The 16,634-nt window shown below is 56.5% G+C and carries 20 protein-coding genes; 9 read left to right on the top strand and 11 right to left on the bottom strand.

What is annotated here, in order from left to right:
- The 3 genes from AC2FNN_RS10215 to AC2FNN_RS10205 form a co-directional block, all read right to left on the bottom strand.
- A partial coding sequence (locus tag AC2FNN_RS10215) for a Smr/MutS family protein (RefSeq protein WP_496758346.1) occupies positions 1 to 371 on the bottom strand: 371 nt, incomplete at its 3' end.
- A complete protein-coding gene (gene mltA / locus AC2FNN_RS10210) occupies positions 371 to 1,411 on the bottom strand; it encodes a murein transglycosylase A (protein WP_496758344.1) in 1,041 nt (346 codons plus the stop codon). The genes AC2FNN_RS10215 and mltA, both read right to left, overlap by 1 nt.
- Positions 1,408 to 2,067, bottom strand: a complete 660-nt coding sequence (locus AC2FNN_RS10205; RefSeq protein ID WP_152459622.1) for a Tim44/TimA family putative adaptor protein — start codon at positions 2,065 to 2,067, stop codon at positions 1,408 to 1,410. Before AC2FNN_RS10205 ends, mltA begins: the two co-directional genes overlap by 4 nt.
- 108 nt (positions 2,068 to 2,175) lie before the next feature.
- On the opposite strand from AC2FNN_RS10205, the gene AC2FNN_RS10200 reads away from it, so the two are divergent.
- Positions 2,176 to 2,676 (top strand): FxsA family protein, encoded by a 501-nt coding sequence (locus tag AC2FNN_RS10200; protein WP_496758342.1) that lies wholly within the window; start codon positions 2,176 to 2,178, stop codon positions 2,674 to 2,676.
- A 54-nt stretch (positions 2,677 to 2,730) separates the two neighbouring features.
- Positions 2,731 to 3,231 carry a protein-export chaperone SecB gene (gene secB / locus AC2FNN_RS10195; protein WP_496758340.1) on the top strand — a complete coding sequence of 167 codons (501 nt, stop codon included), beginning with the start codon at positions 2,731 to 2,733 and terminating at the stop codon, positions 3,229 to 3,231.
- Positions 3,232 to 3,255: 24 nt separating this feature from the next.
- Here secB and dnaQ read toward each other — a convergent pair whose 3' ends face one another.
- From dnaQ to AC2FNN_RS10175, 4 genes are read right to left on the bottom strand one after another with little or no spacing between them, the layout of a single operon-like run.
- A complete protein-coding gene (gene dnaQ, locus AC2FNN_RS10190) occupies positions 3,256 to 3,978 on the bottom strand; it encodes a DNA polymerase III subunit epsilon (RefSeq protein WP_496758339.1) in 723 nt (240 codons plus the stop codon).
- Entirely contained in the window at positions 3,971 to 4,564 is a 594-nt protein-coding gene (coaE, locus tag AC2FNN_RS10185) for a dephospho-CoA kinase (protein ID WP_496758337.1), read from the bottom strand. Before coaE ends, dnaQ begins: the two co-directional genes overlap by 8 nt.
- Positions 4,561 to 5,394 carry a shikimate dehydrogenase gene (locus AC2FNN_RS10180; RefSeq protein WP_496758335.1) on the bottom strand — a complete coding sequence of 278 codons (834 nt, stop codon included), beginning with the start codon at positions 5,392 to 5,394 and terminating at the stop codon, positions 4,561 to 4,563. Before AC2FNN_RS10180 ends, coaE begins: the two co-directional genes overlap by 4 nt.
- A complete protein-coding gene (locus tag AC2FNN_RS10175) occupies positions 5,391 to 5,990 on the bottom strand; it encodes a Maf family protein (protein ID WP_496758333.1) in 600 nt (199 codons plus the stop codon). The genes AC2FNN_RS10180 and AC2FNN_RS10175 overlap by 4 nt, the downstream gene beginning before the upstream one ends.
- Positions 5,991 to 6,394: 404 nt before the next feature.
- Here AC2FNN_RS10175 and AC2FNN_RS10170 point away from each other — a divergent pair, with 404 nt between their 5' ends.
- The 7 genes from AC2FNN_RS10170 (at position 6,395) to AC2FNN_RS10140 (ending at position 13,767) form a co-directional block, all read left to right on the top strand.
- Positions 6,395 to 6,844, top strand: a complete 450-nt coding sequence (locus AC2FNN_RS10170; RefSeq protein WP_171171524.1) for a CopD family protein — start codon at positions 6,395 to 6,397, stop codon at positions 6,842 to 6,844.
- A gap of 122 nt (positions 6,845 to 6,966) precedes the next feature.
- Complete coding sequence (gene rho / locus AC2FNN_RS10165) at positions 6,967 to 8,238, top strand: transcription termination factor Rho (protein ID WP_171635359.1); 1,272 nt, start codon at positions 6,967 to 6,969, stop codon at positions 8,236 to 8,238.
- A 31-nt stretch (positions 8,239 to 8,269) separates the two neighbouring features.
- Positions 8,270 to 9,556 carry a tRNA uridine-5-carboxymethylaminomethyl(34) synthesis GTPase MnmE gene (gene mnmE / locus AC2FNN_RS10160; RefSeq protein ID WP_496758330.1) on the top strand — a complete coding sequence of 429 codons (1,287 nt, stop codon included), beginning with the start codon at positions 8,270 to 8,272 and terminating at the stop codon, positions 9,554 to 9,556.
- A 12-nt stretch (positions 9,557 to 9,568) separates the two neighbouring features.
- Positions 9,569 to 11,437, top strand: coding sequence for a tRNA uridine-5-carboxymethylaminomethyl(34) synthesis enzyme MnmG (gene mnmG / locus AC2FNN_RS10155; RefSeq protein WP_496758328.1), 1,869 nt, complete (start codon positions 9,569 to 9,571; stop codon positions 11,435 to 11,437).
- The gene (rsmG, locus tag AC2FNN_RS10150; protein ID WP_496758327.1) at positions 11,434 to 12,054 is read left to right on the top strand and encodes a 16S rRNA (guanine(527)-N(7))-methyltransferase RsmG; all 621 of its coding nucleotides are present in this window, start codon (positions 11,434 to 11,436) and stop codon (positions 12,052 to 12,054) included. The genes mnmG and rsmG overlap by 4 nt, the downstream gene beginning before the upstream one ends.
- A complete protein-coding gene (locus AC2FNN_RS10145; RefSeq protein ID WP_496758325.1) occupies positions 12,047 to 12,850 on the top strand; it encodes a ParA family protein in 804 nt (267 codons plus the stop codon). Before rsmG ends, AC2FNN_RS10145 begins: the two co-directional genes overlap by 8 nt.
- A gap of 20 nt (positions 12,851 to 12,870) precedes the next feature.
- Positions 12,871 to 13,767, top strand: coding sequence for a ParB/RepB/Spo0J family partition protein (locus AC2FNN_RS10140; protein ID WP_496758323.1), 897 nt, complete (start codon positions 12,871 to 12,873; stop codon positions 13,765 to 13,767).
- Here AC2FNN_RS10140 and AC2FNN_RS10135 read toward each other — a convergent pair.
- Genes AC2FNN_RS10135 through rph form a run of 4 tightly spaced genes read right to left on the bottom strand, consistent with a single transcriptional unit; the run spans position 13,757 to position 16,581 of the window.
- Positions 13,757 to 14,110, bottom strand: coding sequence for a YbaN family protein (locus AC2FNN_RS10135; protein WP_496758321.1), 354 nt, complete (start codon positions 14,108 to 14,110; stop codon positions 13,757 to 13,759). The two genes, AC2FNN_RS10140 and AC2FNN_RS10135, sit on opposite strands and share 11 nt — an antisense overlap.
- Positions 14,111 to 14,112: 2 nt before the next feature.
- Positions 14,113 to 15,267 (bottom strand): radical SAM family heme chaperone HemW, encoded by a 1,155-nt coding sequence (gene hemW, locus AC2FNN_RS10130; RefSeq protein ID WP_496758319.1) that lies wholly within the window; start codon positions 15,265 to 15,267, stop codon positions 14,113 to 14,115.
- Positions 15,257 to 15,871: an RdgB/HAM1 family non-canonical purine NTP pyrophosphatase gene (gene rdgB / locus AC2FNN_RS10125; protein WP_496758317.1), complete on the bottom strand. Its 615-nt coding sequence runs from the start codon at positions 15,869 to 15,871 to the stop codon at positions 15,257 to 15,259. Before rdgB ends, hemW begins: the two co-directional genes overlap by 11 nt.
- The gene (gene rph, locus AC2FNN_RS10120) at positions 15,868 to 16,581 is read right to left on the bottom strand and encodes a ribonuclease PH (RefSeq protein ID WP_496758315.1); all 714 of its coding nucleotides are present in this window, start codon (positions 16,579 to 16,581) and stop codon (positions 15,868 to 15,870) included. The genes rdgB and rph overlap by 4 nt, the downstream gene beginning before the upstream one ends.
- Positions 16,582 to 16,634: the final 53 nt, after the last annotated feature.

The following is a 16,634-nucleotide window of genomic DNA, read 5'->3' as shown; positions in this document are numbered from 1 at the left end:
TGCGCGCTCAGGACAAATCGGATCAGCGCCGGATGGGCCGAAGCCACCCGCATGCCGTGCAGATCCAGCTTGCCTTCGGGTTTTAACTTGCCGCGCTTCATCCGGCCAAAGGCCTTGTTGTCCATCTGAACCGGCGTATTGCGCAACGCATCCGTCACCGAAGGTTTCAGGTCATTCGGTTTCGGTTTCGACTGATGGGTCTGTCCAAGTTCGAATGCCTGAAAACGGGGTTTCGGCGTTTTCTTGGGCTTGGGTTTCGGCAAAGTGGTCGGATGGATCGCCTGCGGGATCTCGGGGTGCAGCCTCTCGGCCTGTTTGGCGACCTTGCGCCACAGCTCGATCTCTTCGCTTGTCAGTTTGCGCCGGGTCATCAGAATTCATCCGGCAGCAGGGCATAGGCACGCTGGATGGGCAGCAACAGCACCATCCGACCCGGATCCTTCAGCTTGCCCGCGGCCTGTCCGGCTTCGTCCCCCGTTCCGAAAAAGATATCGGCCCGCTGTGCGCCTTTGATGGCCGCACCTGTATCCTGCGCAATCATCAGGCGGCGGATCGGTTTCTTGCCGTCTTTTTCCACCCAAACCGGCGCGCCCAGCGGGGTATAGGCCGGGTCAACCGCAATGCTGCGCATCGTCGTGACAGATCGGTTCATGGCGCCCAGCGGCCCAAGTTCAGGCGCGACACGTGAAACTTCGCGGAAGAACACGTATGATGGGTTGTGGAGCAGCATTTCCGCACCGGCCTCGGGGTTCTTGCGCACCCAGGCGCGGATCATCTGCGCGCTGACCTCATGCGCGCCAAGAATGCCACGCCGCACCAGTTCCACGCCAATTGACCTGTAGGGATGCCCGTTCGCACCGCCATACCCGACGCGCAAAGCGCCGCCATCCGGCAATCGAACGCGGCCGGAACCCTGGATTTGCAGAAAGAACAACTCGACGGGGTCATCGACCCAGGCGATCTCAAGCCCGCGGCCCTGCATGACATCACTGGTCAGGATTTCTCGGCGGCTCAGCCAGGGCCCCTCAGCGCGGGCCTCGGACGGCATTTTGTAGATGGGGTATTTGAAACGATCCGTCCGGGTGCGCGCACCATCAAGTTCGGGTTCGAAATACCCCGTGAACAGGGCATCCTCACCATCCTCGACCAGAACAGGGCGAAAAAAGAGCTCAAAGAACGACCGTGCCGCTTCAGCATCATAGGTTCTTGCCACACCGCACAGGGCCCGCCAATCGGGATCCTTCAGATCCCCGCAGGTGTTCAGAAAAACTGACAGGGCTGCACCATGGTCATCCTCGGCCCAGCCACGCAGATCATCGAACGACAGAATGGATCGCGTTGCCTCGGCCCCGGCAGCGCTGGCAGTGGTCATTGCACCCACCAGTAAAAGCGACCGGAGCGTGGCAATCATGCGTCCGTGGCAACAAGCAGCCAGTTCGGATCGTCCTTGCCCATCACACGGGCAAAGGTCCAGCTGTCCTTTTGGCGTTTCACGGTGTTGGGGCTGCCTTCGACGATATCGCCACCGCGATCCCGCACGACCGAAGTCAGTTCACCCACGAATTTCATGGTAATCTCGGCCTGATTGGTATCCTTGTCGAATTTCACATCCGTCAGGGTCGTCTCTCGGACACCGATGAACTCGGCCTCGATCGTCAGGCCCTGATCTTCTCGTGCGGCGACGCCCGCAACGAAGGATTCAAAAACTTCTTCCGACAGGAATGGCTGGATCTCGTCCAGGTTTCCCTTCTCAAACCCCATCACGATCATTTCATAGGCACCGCGGGCACCCTGAACAAACTCGGTGACGGAAAAACCGGGTTCAACGCGTTTCATCGCCGCCAGCGTCTGTGCCAGCTCGCTGTCTTCCGGGACATGGTCTGTGATGTCATGATCCGGGCCGCCTTCGATCACTTCGAAATCGCGGCGCGATTTATGCGCTTCGGGCTGCTGCTGCACAGGCGGTTTTTCAAAACCTTCACGCGTGCCCAATACGCTCTTAAGGCGCAGGATCAGGAAAACGGCAATTCCGGCCAGGACCAGCAACTGGATCATGGGTTCGTTCATTTCATCCTCTTTTCAGGACCGCGGCTTTGTATACGCGGCCTCATGCCACTATGTAGGTGACCGTAGGTGGCAAGTCCACAGCCCGGCCTAAGGGAAAGGATAACGCAAATGTATCTGTTCTTGGCATTTTTGTTGGTGCCCATCATCGAGATCGCGCTGTTTATTCAGGTTGGCGGGCTGATCGGCTTGTGGCCAACTCTTGCCATCGTAGTACTGACGGCGGTTTTGGGCACTGTTTTGGTGCGGACACAAGGTCGCATGGCGTTGGGAAACCTGCAACGGTCGTTTGCCGAACTGGACGACCCGACCGAGCCGCTGGCGCATGGTGCGATGATCCTGTTGTCGGGCGCTTTGTTGCTTACACCGGGATTTTTCACTGATGCCATTGGATTTGCGTTGCTTGTTCCCGACGTGCGGGTTGCGGTTTTCAGGTATCTCAGATCGAAAGTCACCGTTACCCAGTTTCAAATGGGTCAGGGCCCCGGTTTTCAGTCACGGGGAAATCCGTTCGATCAGGGTGACATCATAGACGGCGACTTTACCGAGGTCCGCCCGAAAAATGATCCGTCAAAGCCGTCTAAATGGGTGGAAGGCCCCCACCGGCATTGAGGTGCCGCGCCCAACTTGATAAGCAGTGGCGAATTTCATTTTTGGAGTAGATCCATGGCCGAAGAAAACGCTGCAGAAAACACTGCGGCCAAAGCCGCCCCGCAAGTTCAGATGCGTGTTCTGGGGCAGTTCATCCGCGACATGTCCTTTGAGAACGTGATGGCCCAGAAGGGTGTTTCCGGTGACGTACAGCCCGAAATCGCCGTTCAGGTGAATCTGGACGCCAAGAAGCGCCCGGCAGACCACCAGTTCGAAGTGTCAATCAAGCTGAACCTGACATCCAAAGCCAAAGGCCTGGAAGACGTTCTGTTCCTGTGTGAGCTGGACTATTGCGGCCTGTTCCACGTGGAAGGTGTGCCGGAAGACCAGCTACACCCGTTCCTGATGATCGAATGCCCGCGGATGCTGTTCCCGTTCCTGCGCCGCATCGTCAGCGACATCACCCGGGACGGCGGTTTCCCACCGGTGAATCTGGACAATATCGATTTTGTCGCCCTGTATCGCAACGAATTGATGCGTCGTCAGGCCGAACAGTCCCAGAAGACAGACGCCTGAGGGTTTGGCCCGTGCCTGACGGGATCAGGTGCGGGTCCACAGGGCATTGTCGCCCAGTTTTTCTATGAATGCGTCATGTGCCGCGCGTTCATCCTCGGTAATACGAGACGGCAGTGGCGTGGCTCGTGGTGCCGGGCGCCAATCATCGCCGCCGCCTGCCACGGATGATGCAGATGTTGACAGGCCAAAATCGGGCTGTCGTCCTCCGATCAGCTCAAGATAAACCTCGGCCAGGATTTCAGAGTCGAGCAACGCGCCGTGCAGCACACGGTTCGAGTTGTCGATATTGAAGCGACGGCACAGCGCATCCAGTGAGGCCGGGGAACCGGGGAACCGTTTGCGCGCTATCGCCAGCGTATCCAGCGCCTGTTCCATCGGGATGAGCGGGGCACCCATCCATTTCAGTTCGGCATTCAGGAACTTCATGTCGAAAGATGCATTGTGGATCACCAGCCGCGCATCGCCGACAAATTCGCGAAATGCGTGACCGACTTTGGCAAAAACCGGTTTGTCTTTCAGCGTCACTTCACCCTTTTCCGGCGGCCGCGGGTTCTCCAACAAATCCGGGCCGATGCCATGCACGCCAAATGCCTCTTCCGGCATCGAACGTTCTGGGTTGATGTAAACGTGATACGTCTCACCGGTTGCGACGTGGTTCCACAGTTCAACGGCGCCGATTTCCACGATCCGATCACCGCTTTCGGGGTCAAACCCGGTGGTCTCGGTATCCAGTACAATTTCACGCATCTGCCATCCCCGACCGTATCTGCCTGACCACATCCTGCACCTGTGCGCGGGCGTGGTCCAGAGTGTCGGTCACGATGACGTAATCCGACCGCGCGCATTTTTCGTCGTTCGGCATCTGCTTGGCGCGGATTTGCTCGAACTGCGCCTCGGTCATTGTTCCGCGTTCCATGACGCGCCGCTTTTGCTCGTCGGCCGGGATCGAAACACACGCCACCGCGTCCATCGCCGCGTCACCGCCCGTTTCAAACAAAAGCGGAATGTCGAACACCAGGATGTCGTTTGTCGCGGCTTCACGAAATGCTGCGCGGTCAGCAGCGACCAGAGGATGCACAATCGCCTCAATCGTTTTCAACGTGGCCGGGTCATCCGCGATGATCCGTTTCAACGCGTCTCGGCTAACCACCCCATCACGTAACGCATCGGGAAAGGCTGCCCGCATTGGTTCAACCGCTGCTCCACCAATGGCGTACAGGCGATGCACCGCCGCATCCGCATCCCACAAGGCACAACCTTCTTCGACGAACATCTGCGCCGTCGTGCTTTTCCCCATGCCGATAGAACCGGTCAGGCCAAGCGCAAAACTCATGCCAAGGCCGCCGCACGCGCATCAGCATCAACTTCGGGGCGCACGCCGAACCAGCGTTCGAAACCGGGCACGGCCTGATGCAACAACATGCCCAGGCCATCGACTGCGGTGCAACCTGCCTGTTCAGCGGTTTGCAACAGGCGGGTTTTCAACGGGGCATAAACCAGATCCGTCACCACGGCACCGGGCTGCAACCCGTCAAGCGGAACCCGCAATTCCGGTTGGCCCTGCATGCCCAACGAGGTGGTGTTGACCACGAGTTCTGCGTTTTCGATGACATTTCCGGCCTGAACCCAATCCACCACGCGGATACGTTGACCGAATTCCTCTTTCAGATGATCCGCTCGGGCGCGGGTTCGGTTGGTCAGCAGGATTTCCGGAACACCCGCGTCAGACAATGCCTGCAACACGGCGCGCGCGGCCCCTCCGGCCCCGAAGACAACAGCGGGCCCGTCCTTTGCATTCCAGTCCGGCGCACCGGTGCGAAGATTCTCCATGAACCCGTACCCGTCAGTGTTATCCGCGTGGATCGAGCCGTCGTCGCGAAACACCAGAGTGTTCGCCGCACCTATCACCGTCGCACGGTCAGACGCATGATCCGCGATCTTCAAAGCGGCTTCCTTGTGGGGAACGGTCACATTGGCGCCGACAAAACCCGCCTTGGGCAGGGTGCGCAGTACAGTTTCCAGATCAGCGGGTGCCACATCCATCGGGATGTAATGACCGGCAAGACCATATGTCTTCAGCCAATGGCCATGCAGTTTGGGGGATCGTGAGTGACCAATGGGATGTCCAATCACACCGGCCAAAGGAACCCGATAGTCCGTCATTGATCGATTACCCCTTTGACAGCCAGAAAGTTGAGCAACTCCAACAGGGGCATACCCAAAACGTTAAAATAGTCGCCGTCAATGGTGGCGAACAGGCGGACGCCTTCTTCTTCCAGCTTATAGGCTCCGACCGCATGGCGAATGCTGTCCCAGTTCCGCACAACATAGTCTTTCAGATAGGCATCAGAGCTGGCCCGCATCCGCAATCGTACCTGCCCCACATGCCGCCAGATCGGCTGAGCATTCTGATAGATCACCGCTGCGGACAAAAGCATGTGACGCTTGCCTCGCATGGCTTTCAGCTGGGCCAACGCCTGTTCGGGGGTTTCCGGTTTTGACATCAGCTGACCGTCAAAATCCAGAACCTGATCACATCCCAGAACCATGGCACCGGGGTTTTTGTCGCTGACCTTCCGCGCCTTCATTTCTGCGAGGGTGTCGGCAATGTCCCGTGGTGACGCGTTTTCAGCCAGCAGGGCGCGTTTGGCCGTCTCTTCATCCACGCGCGCGGTTTGAACCACAAAAGGTACGCCTGCATTTTCAAGCAGCTGCGCGCGAATGGCGGACCCGGAAGCAAGAAGAATGGGGACAGACATGTGGAAAACCCCGTGCGCAAATCATTGAGAGTTCAGGGGTGCTTTGTATGGTTTTCCGGTTGACACGCAACCCCGTGGATTTCGCGCCAAAGATCCCCGAGTCGCTCAAACCCCATCCCGTCCGGACAAGGATAAGTCAGTTTCTCTGGAAAACCCCGATATCCCAAACTCTCCTACCAGTTATCCCCAAGTGGGACAAGGAATACTGATAATAACTTTATGATTTTAAATGATAAAAATATCCACCAACAGAATCACCTGAAAATTTCCGTGTTCTGTCCACCTGGGGAAAACACTTGTGTAAAAAAGTAATCCACGGATTTTACTCACCCTACAAAACCATCATCCTTTTTCTTTTCTTATTTTTTTATTAGGGAGGGTTTCGAACTACGCCCGGAGCCGAAATGACCGATCTTCTGTTCACTTTGTACCCATGGGTGAAATCGCTCCATATCATGGCTGTGATTTCGTGGATGGCCGGCCTGTTCTATCTGCCCAGGTTGTTCGTCTATCACGTCGAAAAGGCGCAGGCCGTCGAAGGCGCACAGGACATTTTCTTTGAAATGGAAGAAAAGCTGCTGCGTGTGATCATGAGACCGGCGATGATAGTTGCATGGGTTTGTGGTTTGATCATGGTGTTCACGCCAGGCATCGTGGGATGGGATTGGAGCTGGCCCTGGGTCAAGGGCGCGGCGGTGATCGGCATGACCTGGTTTCATCACTGGCTGATGGCGCGACGCAAGGATTTTCTGGAAGGGCGAAACACGCTCAGTGGGCGGCAGTTTCGCATGATGAACGAGGTCCCGACCGTTTTGATGGTTGCCATCGTTCTGGCGGTTGTTCTGAAGTTCTGAGGGCCTGTTTGACTCCGCCCCGCACTGCGCTTATGTAGGGATCAACACGCCCGTCCGGGCGGCGTATCTTCCATACTGAAATTCCACTTCGTGCCGCGCTGCCTGCGGTGAAGGTATATATCATGACAACCGAATCCCTGAATCTTGCCGATCTGAAAGCCAAAAGCCCCAAAGACCTTCTGGCGATGGCCGAAGAACTGGAGATCGAAAACGCCTCGACCATGCGCAAGGGCGAGATGATGTTCCAGATCCTGCGCGAACGCGCGGATGAAGGCTGGACCGTTGGTGGCGATGGCGTGCTTGAAGTGCTTCAGGACGGTTTCGGTTTTCTGCGCTCGCCCGAGGCGAACTATCTGCCCGGCCCGGATGACATCTATGTCTCACCCGAGATGATCCGCCAGCACTCATTGCGGACAGGGGATACCGTGGAAGGCGAGATCAAAGCCCCGGATGAGAATGAGCGCTATTTCGCGCTGACGAAGGTCACGAAGATCAACTTTGAAGATCCCGAGAAAGCCAGGCACAAGATCCTGTTCGACAACCTGACCCCGCTCTACCCGGATGAGCGTCTGAAGATGGAGATCGAGGATCCGACCATAAAGGACAAGTCCGCACGGGTGATCGATCTGGTCGCGCCGATCGGCAAGGGCCAGCGGTCGTTGATCGTGGCGCCGCCGCGCACCGGTAAGACGGTGATCCTGCAAAACATCGCGCATTCGATCGAGCGCAACCACCCGGAATGCTACCTGATCGTCCTGCTGATCGACGAACGCCCGGAAGAAGTTACCGACATGCAGCGTTCGGTGAAGGGCGAGGTGGTATCCTCGACCTTTGATGAACCCGCGACGCGCCATGTGGCCGTGTCGGAAATGGTCATCGAAAAAGCCAAGCGTTTGGTCGAACACAAACGAGATGTTGTTATTCTTCTTGATTCGATCACAAGACTTGGTAGGGCCTTTAACACAGTGGTCCCATCCTCGGGTAAAGTTCTGACCGGTGGTGTGGACGCCAACGCTTTGCAGCGTCCCAAGCGATTCTTCGGTGCCGCACGGAACATCGAAGAGGGTGGGTCTCTGACCATCATCGCAACCGCACTGATTGATACCGGCAGCCGGATGGACGAGGTCATCTTTGAAGAATTCAAAGGTACTGGTAACTCGGAAATCGTTCTGGATCGCAAGATCGCGGACAAGCGTGTGTTCCCGGCCATCGACATCCTCAAATCCGGCACGCGGAAAGAGGACCTGCTGGTCGACAAGGGCGATCTGGCCAAGACTTTCGTTCTGCGGCGTATCCTCAACCCGATGGGCACGACCGACGCAATCGAGTTCTTGTTGTCCAAGTTGAAGCAGACAAAGACAAACAGCGAATTCTTCGATTCCATGAACACCTGACACTGGTCTTTAACTCTAGCGAGGCCTTCGAATGGATACGATATTCGCCTTGGCCAGCGCGCAGGGCAAAGCCGGGGTGGCGGTCATCCGCCTCTCGGGTCCAGACTCCCATTTAGCAGCGGCGCGCCTGACAGGTGGTGCGCTGCCAAAGCGTGGCATGGTCCTGCGCACTCTGACCGATCATGGCGGATCACGTTTGGACGACGGATTGATCTTGACCTTTCAGGCCCCGGCCAGTTTTACCGGTGAAGACGTGGCCGAGCTTCAGATTCACGGAAGCACAGCCTCTGTCAACGCCGTGCTGCGCTGCCTGTCTGATATGGAAGGGTTGCGCATCGCTGAACCGGGTGAGTTCACACGCCGGGCGCTGGAAAACGGCAAGATGGACCTGACTCAGGTTGAAGGTCTGGCCGATCTAATCGATGCAGAAACGGAAGCACAACGTAAGCAAGCTCAGACCATTCTGGCGGGCGAGCTGGGCACGTTGGCTGAACGGTGGCGTCGGGATCTGATACGGGCTGCGTCCCTGTTGGAGGCAGTCATCGACTTTGCTGATGAAGAAGTTCCAACCGATGTGACGCCGGAAGTGCGCGAGCTGATTCAAGGCGTCATGTCAGACCTACATCGTGAAGCAAATGGCGTCAAAATTGCCGAGCGAATCCGTACAGGGTTCGAGGTTGCGATCGTCGGCCTTCCAAATGCGGGAAAGTCCACTCTTTTGAATGCCTTGGCGGGCCGTGAGGCGGCCATTACTTCGGAATATGCCGGGACCACGCGCGATGTGATCGAAGTTCGAATGGATCTGGCTGGATTACCGGTGACCTTGCTGGATACGGCAGGACTGCGAGAGACCGAAGATCATGTCGAAAACCTGGGTATCGAGCTTGCGCGCAACAGAGCGGAGGCCGCCGATCTTCGCGTTTTCCTGTCTGAAACGCCGAGGGACCTGGGGGTGGAGATGCGGGAAGATGATATACATGTTTTGCCCAAAGCAGACCTTCGGGGGATCGAGGGGAAGGGTGTGTCAGGGAAAACAGGTCAGGGAATAGATGCGTTAGTAGGCCAGATATCGCGTGTTCTGCGTCAGCGAACCACTACTCATGGTATTGCAACTCGGGAACGTCACCGCATTGCAATCACCCGAGCGTTGGACTCACTCACATCTGCAATCGCGGTTCTGGAATCAGGCCCAGACCTGTATGATATCGCGGCAGAGGAGCTGAGAACCGCCATACGCGCCCTGGAATCCCTGGTGGGCAGAATAGACGTGGAAACTCTGTTGGATGAAATCTTCTCCAGCTTCTGTTTGGGAAAATAAGGAGTGTTTCACGTGAAACATTCGAAGTTTGATGTCATCGTTATCGGCGCAGGTCACGCCGGAACCGAGGCTGCTCATGCATCAGCCAGAATAGGCGCGACAACTGCGCTGGTAACGCTGTCTGCAACGGACATTGGCGTCATGTCCTGCAATCCAGCGATTGGCGGTTTGGGGAAAGGCCATCTTGTGCGTGAGATTGACGCCTTGGATGGCGTTATGGGTCGCGTGGCGGATCAGGCGGGCATTCAGTTTCGATTATTGAACCGTCGAAAGGGGCCCGCCGTTCAGGGGCCAAGAGCGCAGGCGGATCGCGCCCTTTATCGTCTTGCCATGCAACAGGTAACCAAGAAGCAGGATAACCTGTCCGTCGTTGTCGGAGAGGTTGTCGATTTCCTGTTGAACGGCGAAAAGATTGCAGGTGTTGTTCTTTCCGATGGATCCGAACTTTCCGCGCGCGCCGTTATTCTGACGTCCGGTACGTTTCTAAGGGGCGTCATCCATATCGGTGACGTGTCCCGCCCAGGCGGGAGAATGGGGGATCGGCCTTCCATCAAACTAGCTGAGCGGTTGGATGGATACGATCTTCCCATGGGGCGATTGAAAACCGGAACACCGCCGCGTCTGGACGGGCGGAGCATTGATTGGTCGGATCTTGAAAAGCAGGACGGAGACGATGAGCCAACCCTGTTTTCTTTCATGTCGAAATCCGTTGTCGCGCCCCAGATTTCTTGCGGAATTACGCATACAAATGCGCGAACACATGAGATCATTGCGGCGAATCTTTCGAAATCTGCTATGTATGGCGGTCACATCGATGGGGTAGGTCCGCGTTATTGCCCCTCGATCGAAGACAAGATCGTTCGCTTCGCCGACAAGGAATCGCATCAAATCTTCCTTGAGCCCGAAGGGGTCAACGATCACACGATCTATCCGAACGGTATATCGACATCTCTGCCCCAGGATGTTCAGCTGGACTATGTGCGGTCGATCAAAGGCTTGGAAAATGCAGAGATTCTGCAACCGGGATATGCAATCGAATACGACTATGTTGATCCGCGCGTCCTGAGCGCTTCATTATCCTTGCCGGCTGTTCCCGGACTATATCTAGCGGGCCAGATAAATGGGACCACAGGATATGAGGAAGCCGCGGCTCAGGGCATGGTGGCCGGCCTCAATGCGGCGTTGGAGACTCAAGGGCGAGACCCCATCCATTTTACGCGATCCGACAGTTATATTGGCGTAATGATCGATGATTTGACAACTCGAGGTGTTGCCGAACCTTACCGCATGTTCACGTCACGCGCGGAGTTCCGGTTATCTCTGCGCGCCGACAATGCTGATCAACGTCTGACACCGCTTGGTTTGGAATTGGGGTGCGTCGGAGAAGGGCGCAAAGTTCAGTTCGAAGACAAAATGCACCAACTAGAGAGTGTGAAGTCAAAGCTGACGGAACGGACTTATACACCCAAGGAAGTTCTAGCCGCTGGTATAAACGTTAATCAGGATGGAAACCGTAGGGATGGGATGGCAATTCTGGCATTCCCTGATACCTCATTAGAAGATTTGTTGCCTCTCGTTCCTGATTTGCAGGACGTTGACCCAAAAATCAGGCTCCAGATCGAGCGGGACGCCTTGTATGCCAACTATATTGCCAGACAAAAGCGGGACGTCGAAGCAATGAAGCGGGATGAATCCTATGTCATTCCGCATGAGTTCGACTATTTTGCTTTGGATGGTCTGTCTTCGGAAATGAAACAGAAGCTATCGCAAGCGAAACCCGCAAATATCGCTCAGGCAAGCCGAGTTGAGGGGGTCACGCCGGCAGCGCTGACGCTCGTTCTGGCAAAACTGCGCCGGGATCAAAGAGCTCGTCAGGCATGATCGTTGATTATTCGAAGTTTGAGGACATGAATGTTTCACGTGAAACATTCGAGCGCCTCGTGACCTATGTTGATCTGGTGAAGCGTTGGAATCCTAAGATCAACCTCGTGTCGCGGAACAGCTTGGAGCATATCTGGGACCGGCATATTCTTGATTCCGTGCAAGTCTATCGGTGCGCTGGCAGGTTTGACACCTGGGCAGACCTGGGAAGCGGAGGCGGATTCCCCGGTATGGTCTGCGCCATCATCGCTGCGGAAGATAACCCAAGCGCCTCATTCAACATGATCGAAAGTGACCAGCGGAAATCAGCTTTCTTACGCAGCGTTGCGCGGGAATGCGGCATAAAATGCACAGTGACTTCAAAAAGGATTGAATCGGTAGAACCTTTGGCGGCAAACATAATTTCCGCCCGAGCGCTGGCTGACTTGCGCACCTTGTTGTCCTTTTGTGACAGACATTTACACACCAACGGGACAGCGTTGTTGCCCAAAGGCGCAAATTGGAAAAAAGAGCTGGAAGACGCACGTGAGGAATGGAATTTCGAGGCTGAGGCGATTACAAGTTTAACTGAACCTCAAGCCGTTATCCTTAAGATAAATGGAGTATCACGTGGTTGATTTGTCTCGACCTTCAGGGCCTCGGATAATTGCTGTTGCCAATCAGAAGGGCGGGGTCGGAAAAACAACCACAGCGATCAACCTTGCAGCAGGATTGGCCGAATCCGGGTGCCGGGTTCTGGTGGTTGACCTTGACCCGCAGGGGAACGCTTCGACAGGTTTGGGTGTCGAAGATCGAGACTGGACAACTTATGATCTGATCCTCGACGACGCGCCATTGGAGGCCGTCGTTCAAGAGACTGAAATCGAAGGTCTTTTCGTTGTCCCGGCGACCGTTGATCTGAGCTCTGCCGATATCGAACTGATCTCCAACGAAAAACGCAGCTATCTTTTGCATGATGCTTTGAGGCAGACAGCCATAGATGCGTTTGAACTGGATTTTGTGCTTATCGACTGCCCGCCGTCCTTAAACTTGCTGACCGTGAATGCCATGGTTGCTTCGCATTCTGTGCTTGTGCCGTTGCAGAGCGAGTTCTTTGCCCTTGAAGGGCTTTCACAGTTGATGTTGACGATTCGAGAGGTCCGCCAAACAGCGAATCCAGATCTGAGAATCGAAGGTATTGTGTTGACCATGTATGACAACCGCAACAACTTGTCCCGCCAGGTTGAAAAGGACGCGCGTGACAATCTGGGTGAGATGGTCTTTAAGACGAAAATACCCAGAAATGTGCGGGTCAGCGAAGCGCCGTCATATGCGCTGCCTGTTTTGCAATATGACTCGGGATCGCTTGGGGCCATGGCCTACCGGCATCTTGCTCGTGAGATCTTGCACAAGAACAATAAGACCGCTGCCTGAGCGGGAACGAGGAGGGCGACATGAGCGTCAAGAAAGCAAAGTCCAGAGGATTGGGGCGGGGGCTGTCTGCCCTTATGGCGGATGTGAATCCCGAATCAGAAGGTCGGATTTCGGCGGATGCACGCAGACCGGATTTGAAAGTCCCGATTGAAAAGCTGAAAGCCAACCCCAACCAGCCGCGCCGGACATTCATGCCCGAGCAGTTGGACGAGCTGGCAGCGTCGGTTAAGGAAAAAGGTATCATTCAGCCGTTGATCGTTCGCGCGACAGGTTCCGATGAATACGAAATCGTCGCGGGGGAACGCCGTTGGCGCGCGGCGCAGATGGCGCAGCTGCATGATATCCCGGTGATCGTACGTGATTTCGATGATACGGAAGTGTTGGAAGTTGCGATTATCGAAAACATCCAACGCGCGGATCTGAACGCGGTGGAAGAGGCTGCCGGCTACAAGCAGTTGATGGACCGGTTTGGTCACACACAGGAAAAGCTCGCCGAGGCCCTGGGTAAAAGTCGCAGCCACATCGCAAATCTTCTGCGGCTTCTGTCCTTGCCGTTGGATGTTCAAACCCTTGTTATTGAAGGTAAATTATCTGCGGGACACGCCAGGGCGCTGATTACGGCGGAAAATCCGTCGGAACTTGCGAAACAGATCGTCAAGGATGGCTTGTCGGTGCGCGCAACCGAGGCTTTGGTTAAAAAACAGCAGCAAGGCACTGCCGAGCGCTCTGCACCTCGCTCCAGAAATTTGGATGCTGGAAAGGATGCAGACACACGTGCCTTGGAAAAAGACCTGTCGGCGATCCTGGCGATGAAAGTGTCGATCAATCACAAGGCCGGAACGGAAACGGGACAAGTTGTTCTGACCTACGAAAACCTGGATCAGCTGGACGACTTGTGCGCCAAGCTCAGCCGTTAGGCCGTGACCAGATAAAGATCATGACACCGCCCAGCACAACCGCCTGAATGATCAACACGAAAAGCGGTGCGGACAGCAAAACAGAAATTCCGAAAACGGCGGCGATCGAGACGGTTGCCGCCTTTTTTGCGGCTGGTCGAATGGCGCCGGAACTTTGCCAATCAAGAATCAGTGGCCCAAAAAGCTGATGGCTCACAAGCCAATTGTGCAGCCGCGAGGATGAGCGGGCGAAGAAAAACGCGGCAAGCAGAAGAAAAGGCACCGTTGGAAGAAGGGGCAGGACAACCCCGACAGCCGCCATGGCAACACAAAGCAATCCCAGTCCGGCCCAAAGATACTGCATGCTCAGCTCAACAGCTCCCGGATGACTGCGTTCAATACGGCGCGACCGTCTGATGTGGCGATGAGGCGCCCATTGCTGCGCCGAACCATGTTAATGTCCGTCAGATGATCTATGGCTTCAGAGGGAAGAGAGCCGCCAGACAAGGCTTGCCATCTATCCATATCTAGTCCCTCAGCAATTCTCATACCCATCATAAGGTATTCGTTTGCCTGATCTTCAAGTGGCAACGCGCTGCGGTTCTTTTCACCATTGCCTTGATTGGCGGCATCAAGCCAACGCTGGGGGTTCAGATAGGTTTCGGTCGCGTATTTCTGACCCTTCAGTGTGATCCTCCCATGGGCGCCAGGGCCAATGCCGACATAGTCGCCATACCGCCAGTAAATCAGGTTGTGCTGCGATTCTGCGCCCGGGCGAGCATGGTTCGAAACTTCATAGGCCGGTACGCCATGTGCTTCGCAGATTTCCTGAGTGATCAGATACATGTCGGCGGCACTGTCATCTTCGGGCAAGCCGCGTAACTTACCTACGGCGTATCGATCCCCAAAGGCCGTCCCATCTTCGATCGTCAGTTGATAGAGCGACAGGTGATCGACGGCCATCGATAGCGCTTGGGTCAGTTCCTCTTGCCAGGCGTCCAATGTCTGGTGTTGGCGCGCATAGATCAGGTCAAAGCTGACCCGGTTGAAACAGTTGCGGGCGATGTCAAAGGCGGCGCGTGCCTCGGCCACGGTGTGGATGCGACCCAGCCGCCTGAGATCTTCGTCATCCATCGCCTGAATGCCCATCGAAACCCGGTTCACGCCCGCATCGCGATAGGCGGCGAACCGTCCGGCCTCGACCGAACCGGGATTGGCCTCGAGCGTGATTTCCATGTCATTGGCGGGCCGCCACAGGGCGCGGGCGGTGTCGATCACGGCGGCGACGGTTTCGGGCGCCATCAGCGACGGGGTGCCGCCGCCAAAGAAGATCGTGTTCAGGACCCGATCGGGCGTTTCGGCAGCAGATCGCTGAAGCTCGGACAGATAGGCGTCAAGCCATTGTTTTTGATCAATATTTTTTGAAACATGGCTGTTGAAGTCGCAATAGGGGCATTTGGCCTCGCAAAAGGGCCAATGCACGTACAGGCCAAAGCCCCCGTTGCGCCAATCATCCGCCAAAGCAGCCTTTCACGAACATCTCCACCGCGCGGCCGCGATGGCTGATCTTGTTCTTTTCCCAGCGATCCATCTCGGCAAAGGTAATGTCGTAGCCGTCGGGGACAAACATTGGGTCATAGCCGAAACCACCCTCGCCACGGATAGGCCACACCAGATGGCCTGGGGCCACACCCTCGAACACTTCGTCATGGCCATCCGGCCAGGCCAGAACCAACGTGCTGCGAAACTGAGCCAGGCGCGGATGCGGTGCGTTCTTCGCCTCGAGCTCATTGTGGGCGCGGGTCATGGCCATCAGAAAATCACGGCCATTTCCGGTCTCGGCCCAATCGGCAGTGTAAACGCCCGGCGCGCCGTCCAGCGCGTCTATGGTGATCCCGGAATCGTCCGACAGGGCAGGCAGCCCGGTGGCTTTTGCGGCGGCGTGGGCCTTGATCCGGGCATTGCCGACAAATGTATCCTCGGTCTCTTCCGGCTCGGGCAGGTCCATCTCGGCCGCGCCCACGACCGTCACTCCGAAGGGCTCAAGCAGATGCGCCATCTCCTCAAGCTTGCCCTTGTTGTGGGTGGCGACCAGCAACCTGTCGCCGTCGAACCTGCGGGTCATGCGGTGGCGGCCTTTTGCGCAGCGGCCAACTCGGCCACGCCTTTTTCAGCGAGGTCCATCAGTTGATCCATCTGGGCGCGGCTGAAGACCGAGCCTTCGGCGCTCATCTGAACTTCGATCAGCTTGCCTGATCCGGTCATGATGAAGTTGCCGTCAACACCAGCTTCGCTGTCTTCGGGATAATCGAGATCCAGCACCGGCTGTCCGGCGTAGATACCGCAAGACACCGCGGCCACGGGGTCGACCAGCGGATCAGTGATCACGTCACCTGTCTTCATCAGCTTGTTCACCGCCAGACGCAGCGCAACCCAGCCGCCGGTGATCGAGGCGCAGCGGGTGCCGCCATCTGCCTGGATCACATCACAGTCTACGGTGATCTGACGCTCACCCAGGGCAACGCGATCGACGCCCGCGCGCAGGGCGCGACCGATCAGGCGCTGGATTTCGACGGTGCGGCCGCCCTGTTTCCCGCTGGCCGCTTCTCGCCGCATCCGGGTGTTGGTCGCGCGGGGCAGCATGCCGTATTCCGCGGTGACCCAACCCAGGCCCGAACCCTTGATGAACGGCGGCACCCGATCCTCGATCGTTGCGGTGCACAACACGTGGGTATCGCCCATCTTAATCAGGCACGAACCTTCGGCATGTTTGGTAAAGCCCGTCTCGATTGAAACGGCGCGCATTTCGTTTAAGTCACGTCCTGAGGGTCGCATCGGAATTCCTTTGTTTGCTAGGTTGGGGATAACGCCCCGCAGCGTTACGATGC

Source organism: Ruegeria sp. BHSA118 (assembly GCF_059613405.1).
The sequence above is the reverse complement of the archived record's forward strand: the minus strand, read 5'-3'. Positions and strand labels throughout refer to the sequence as shown.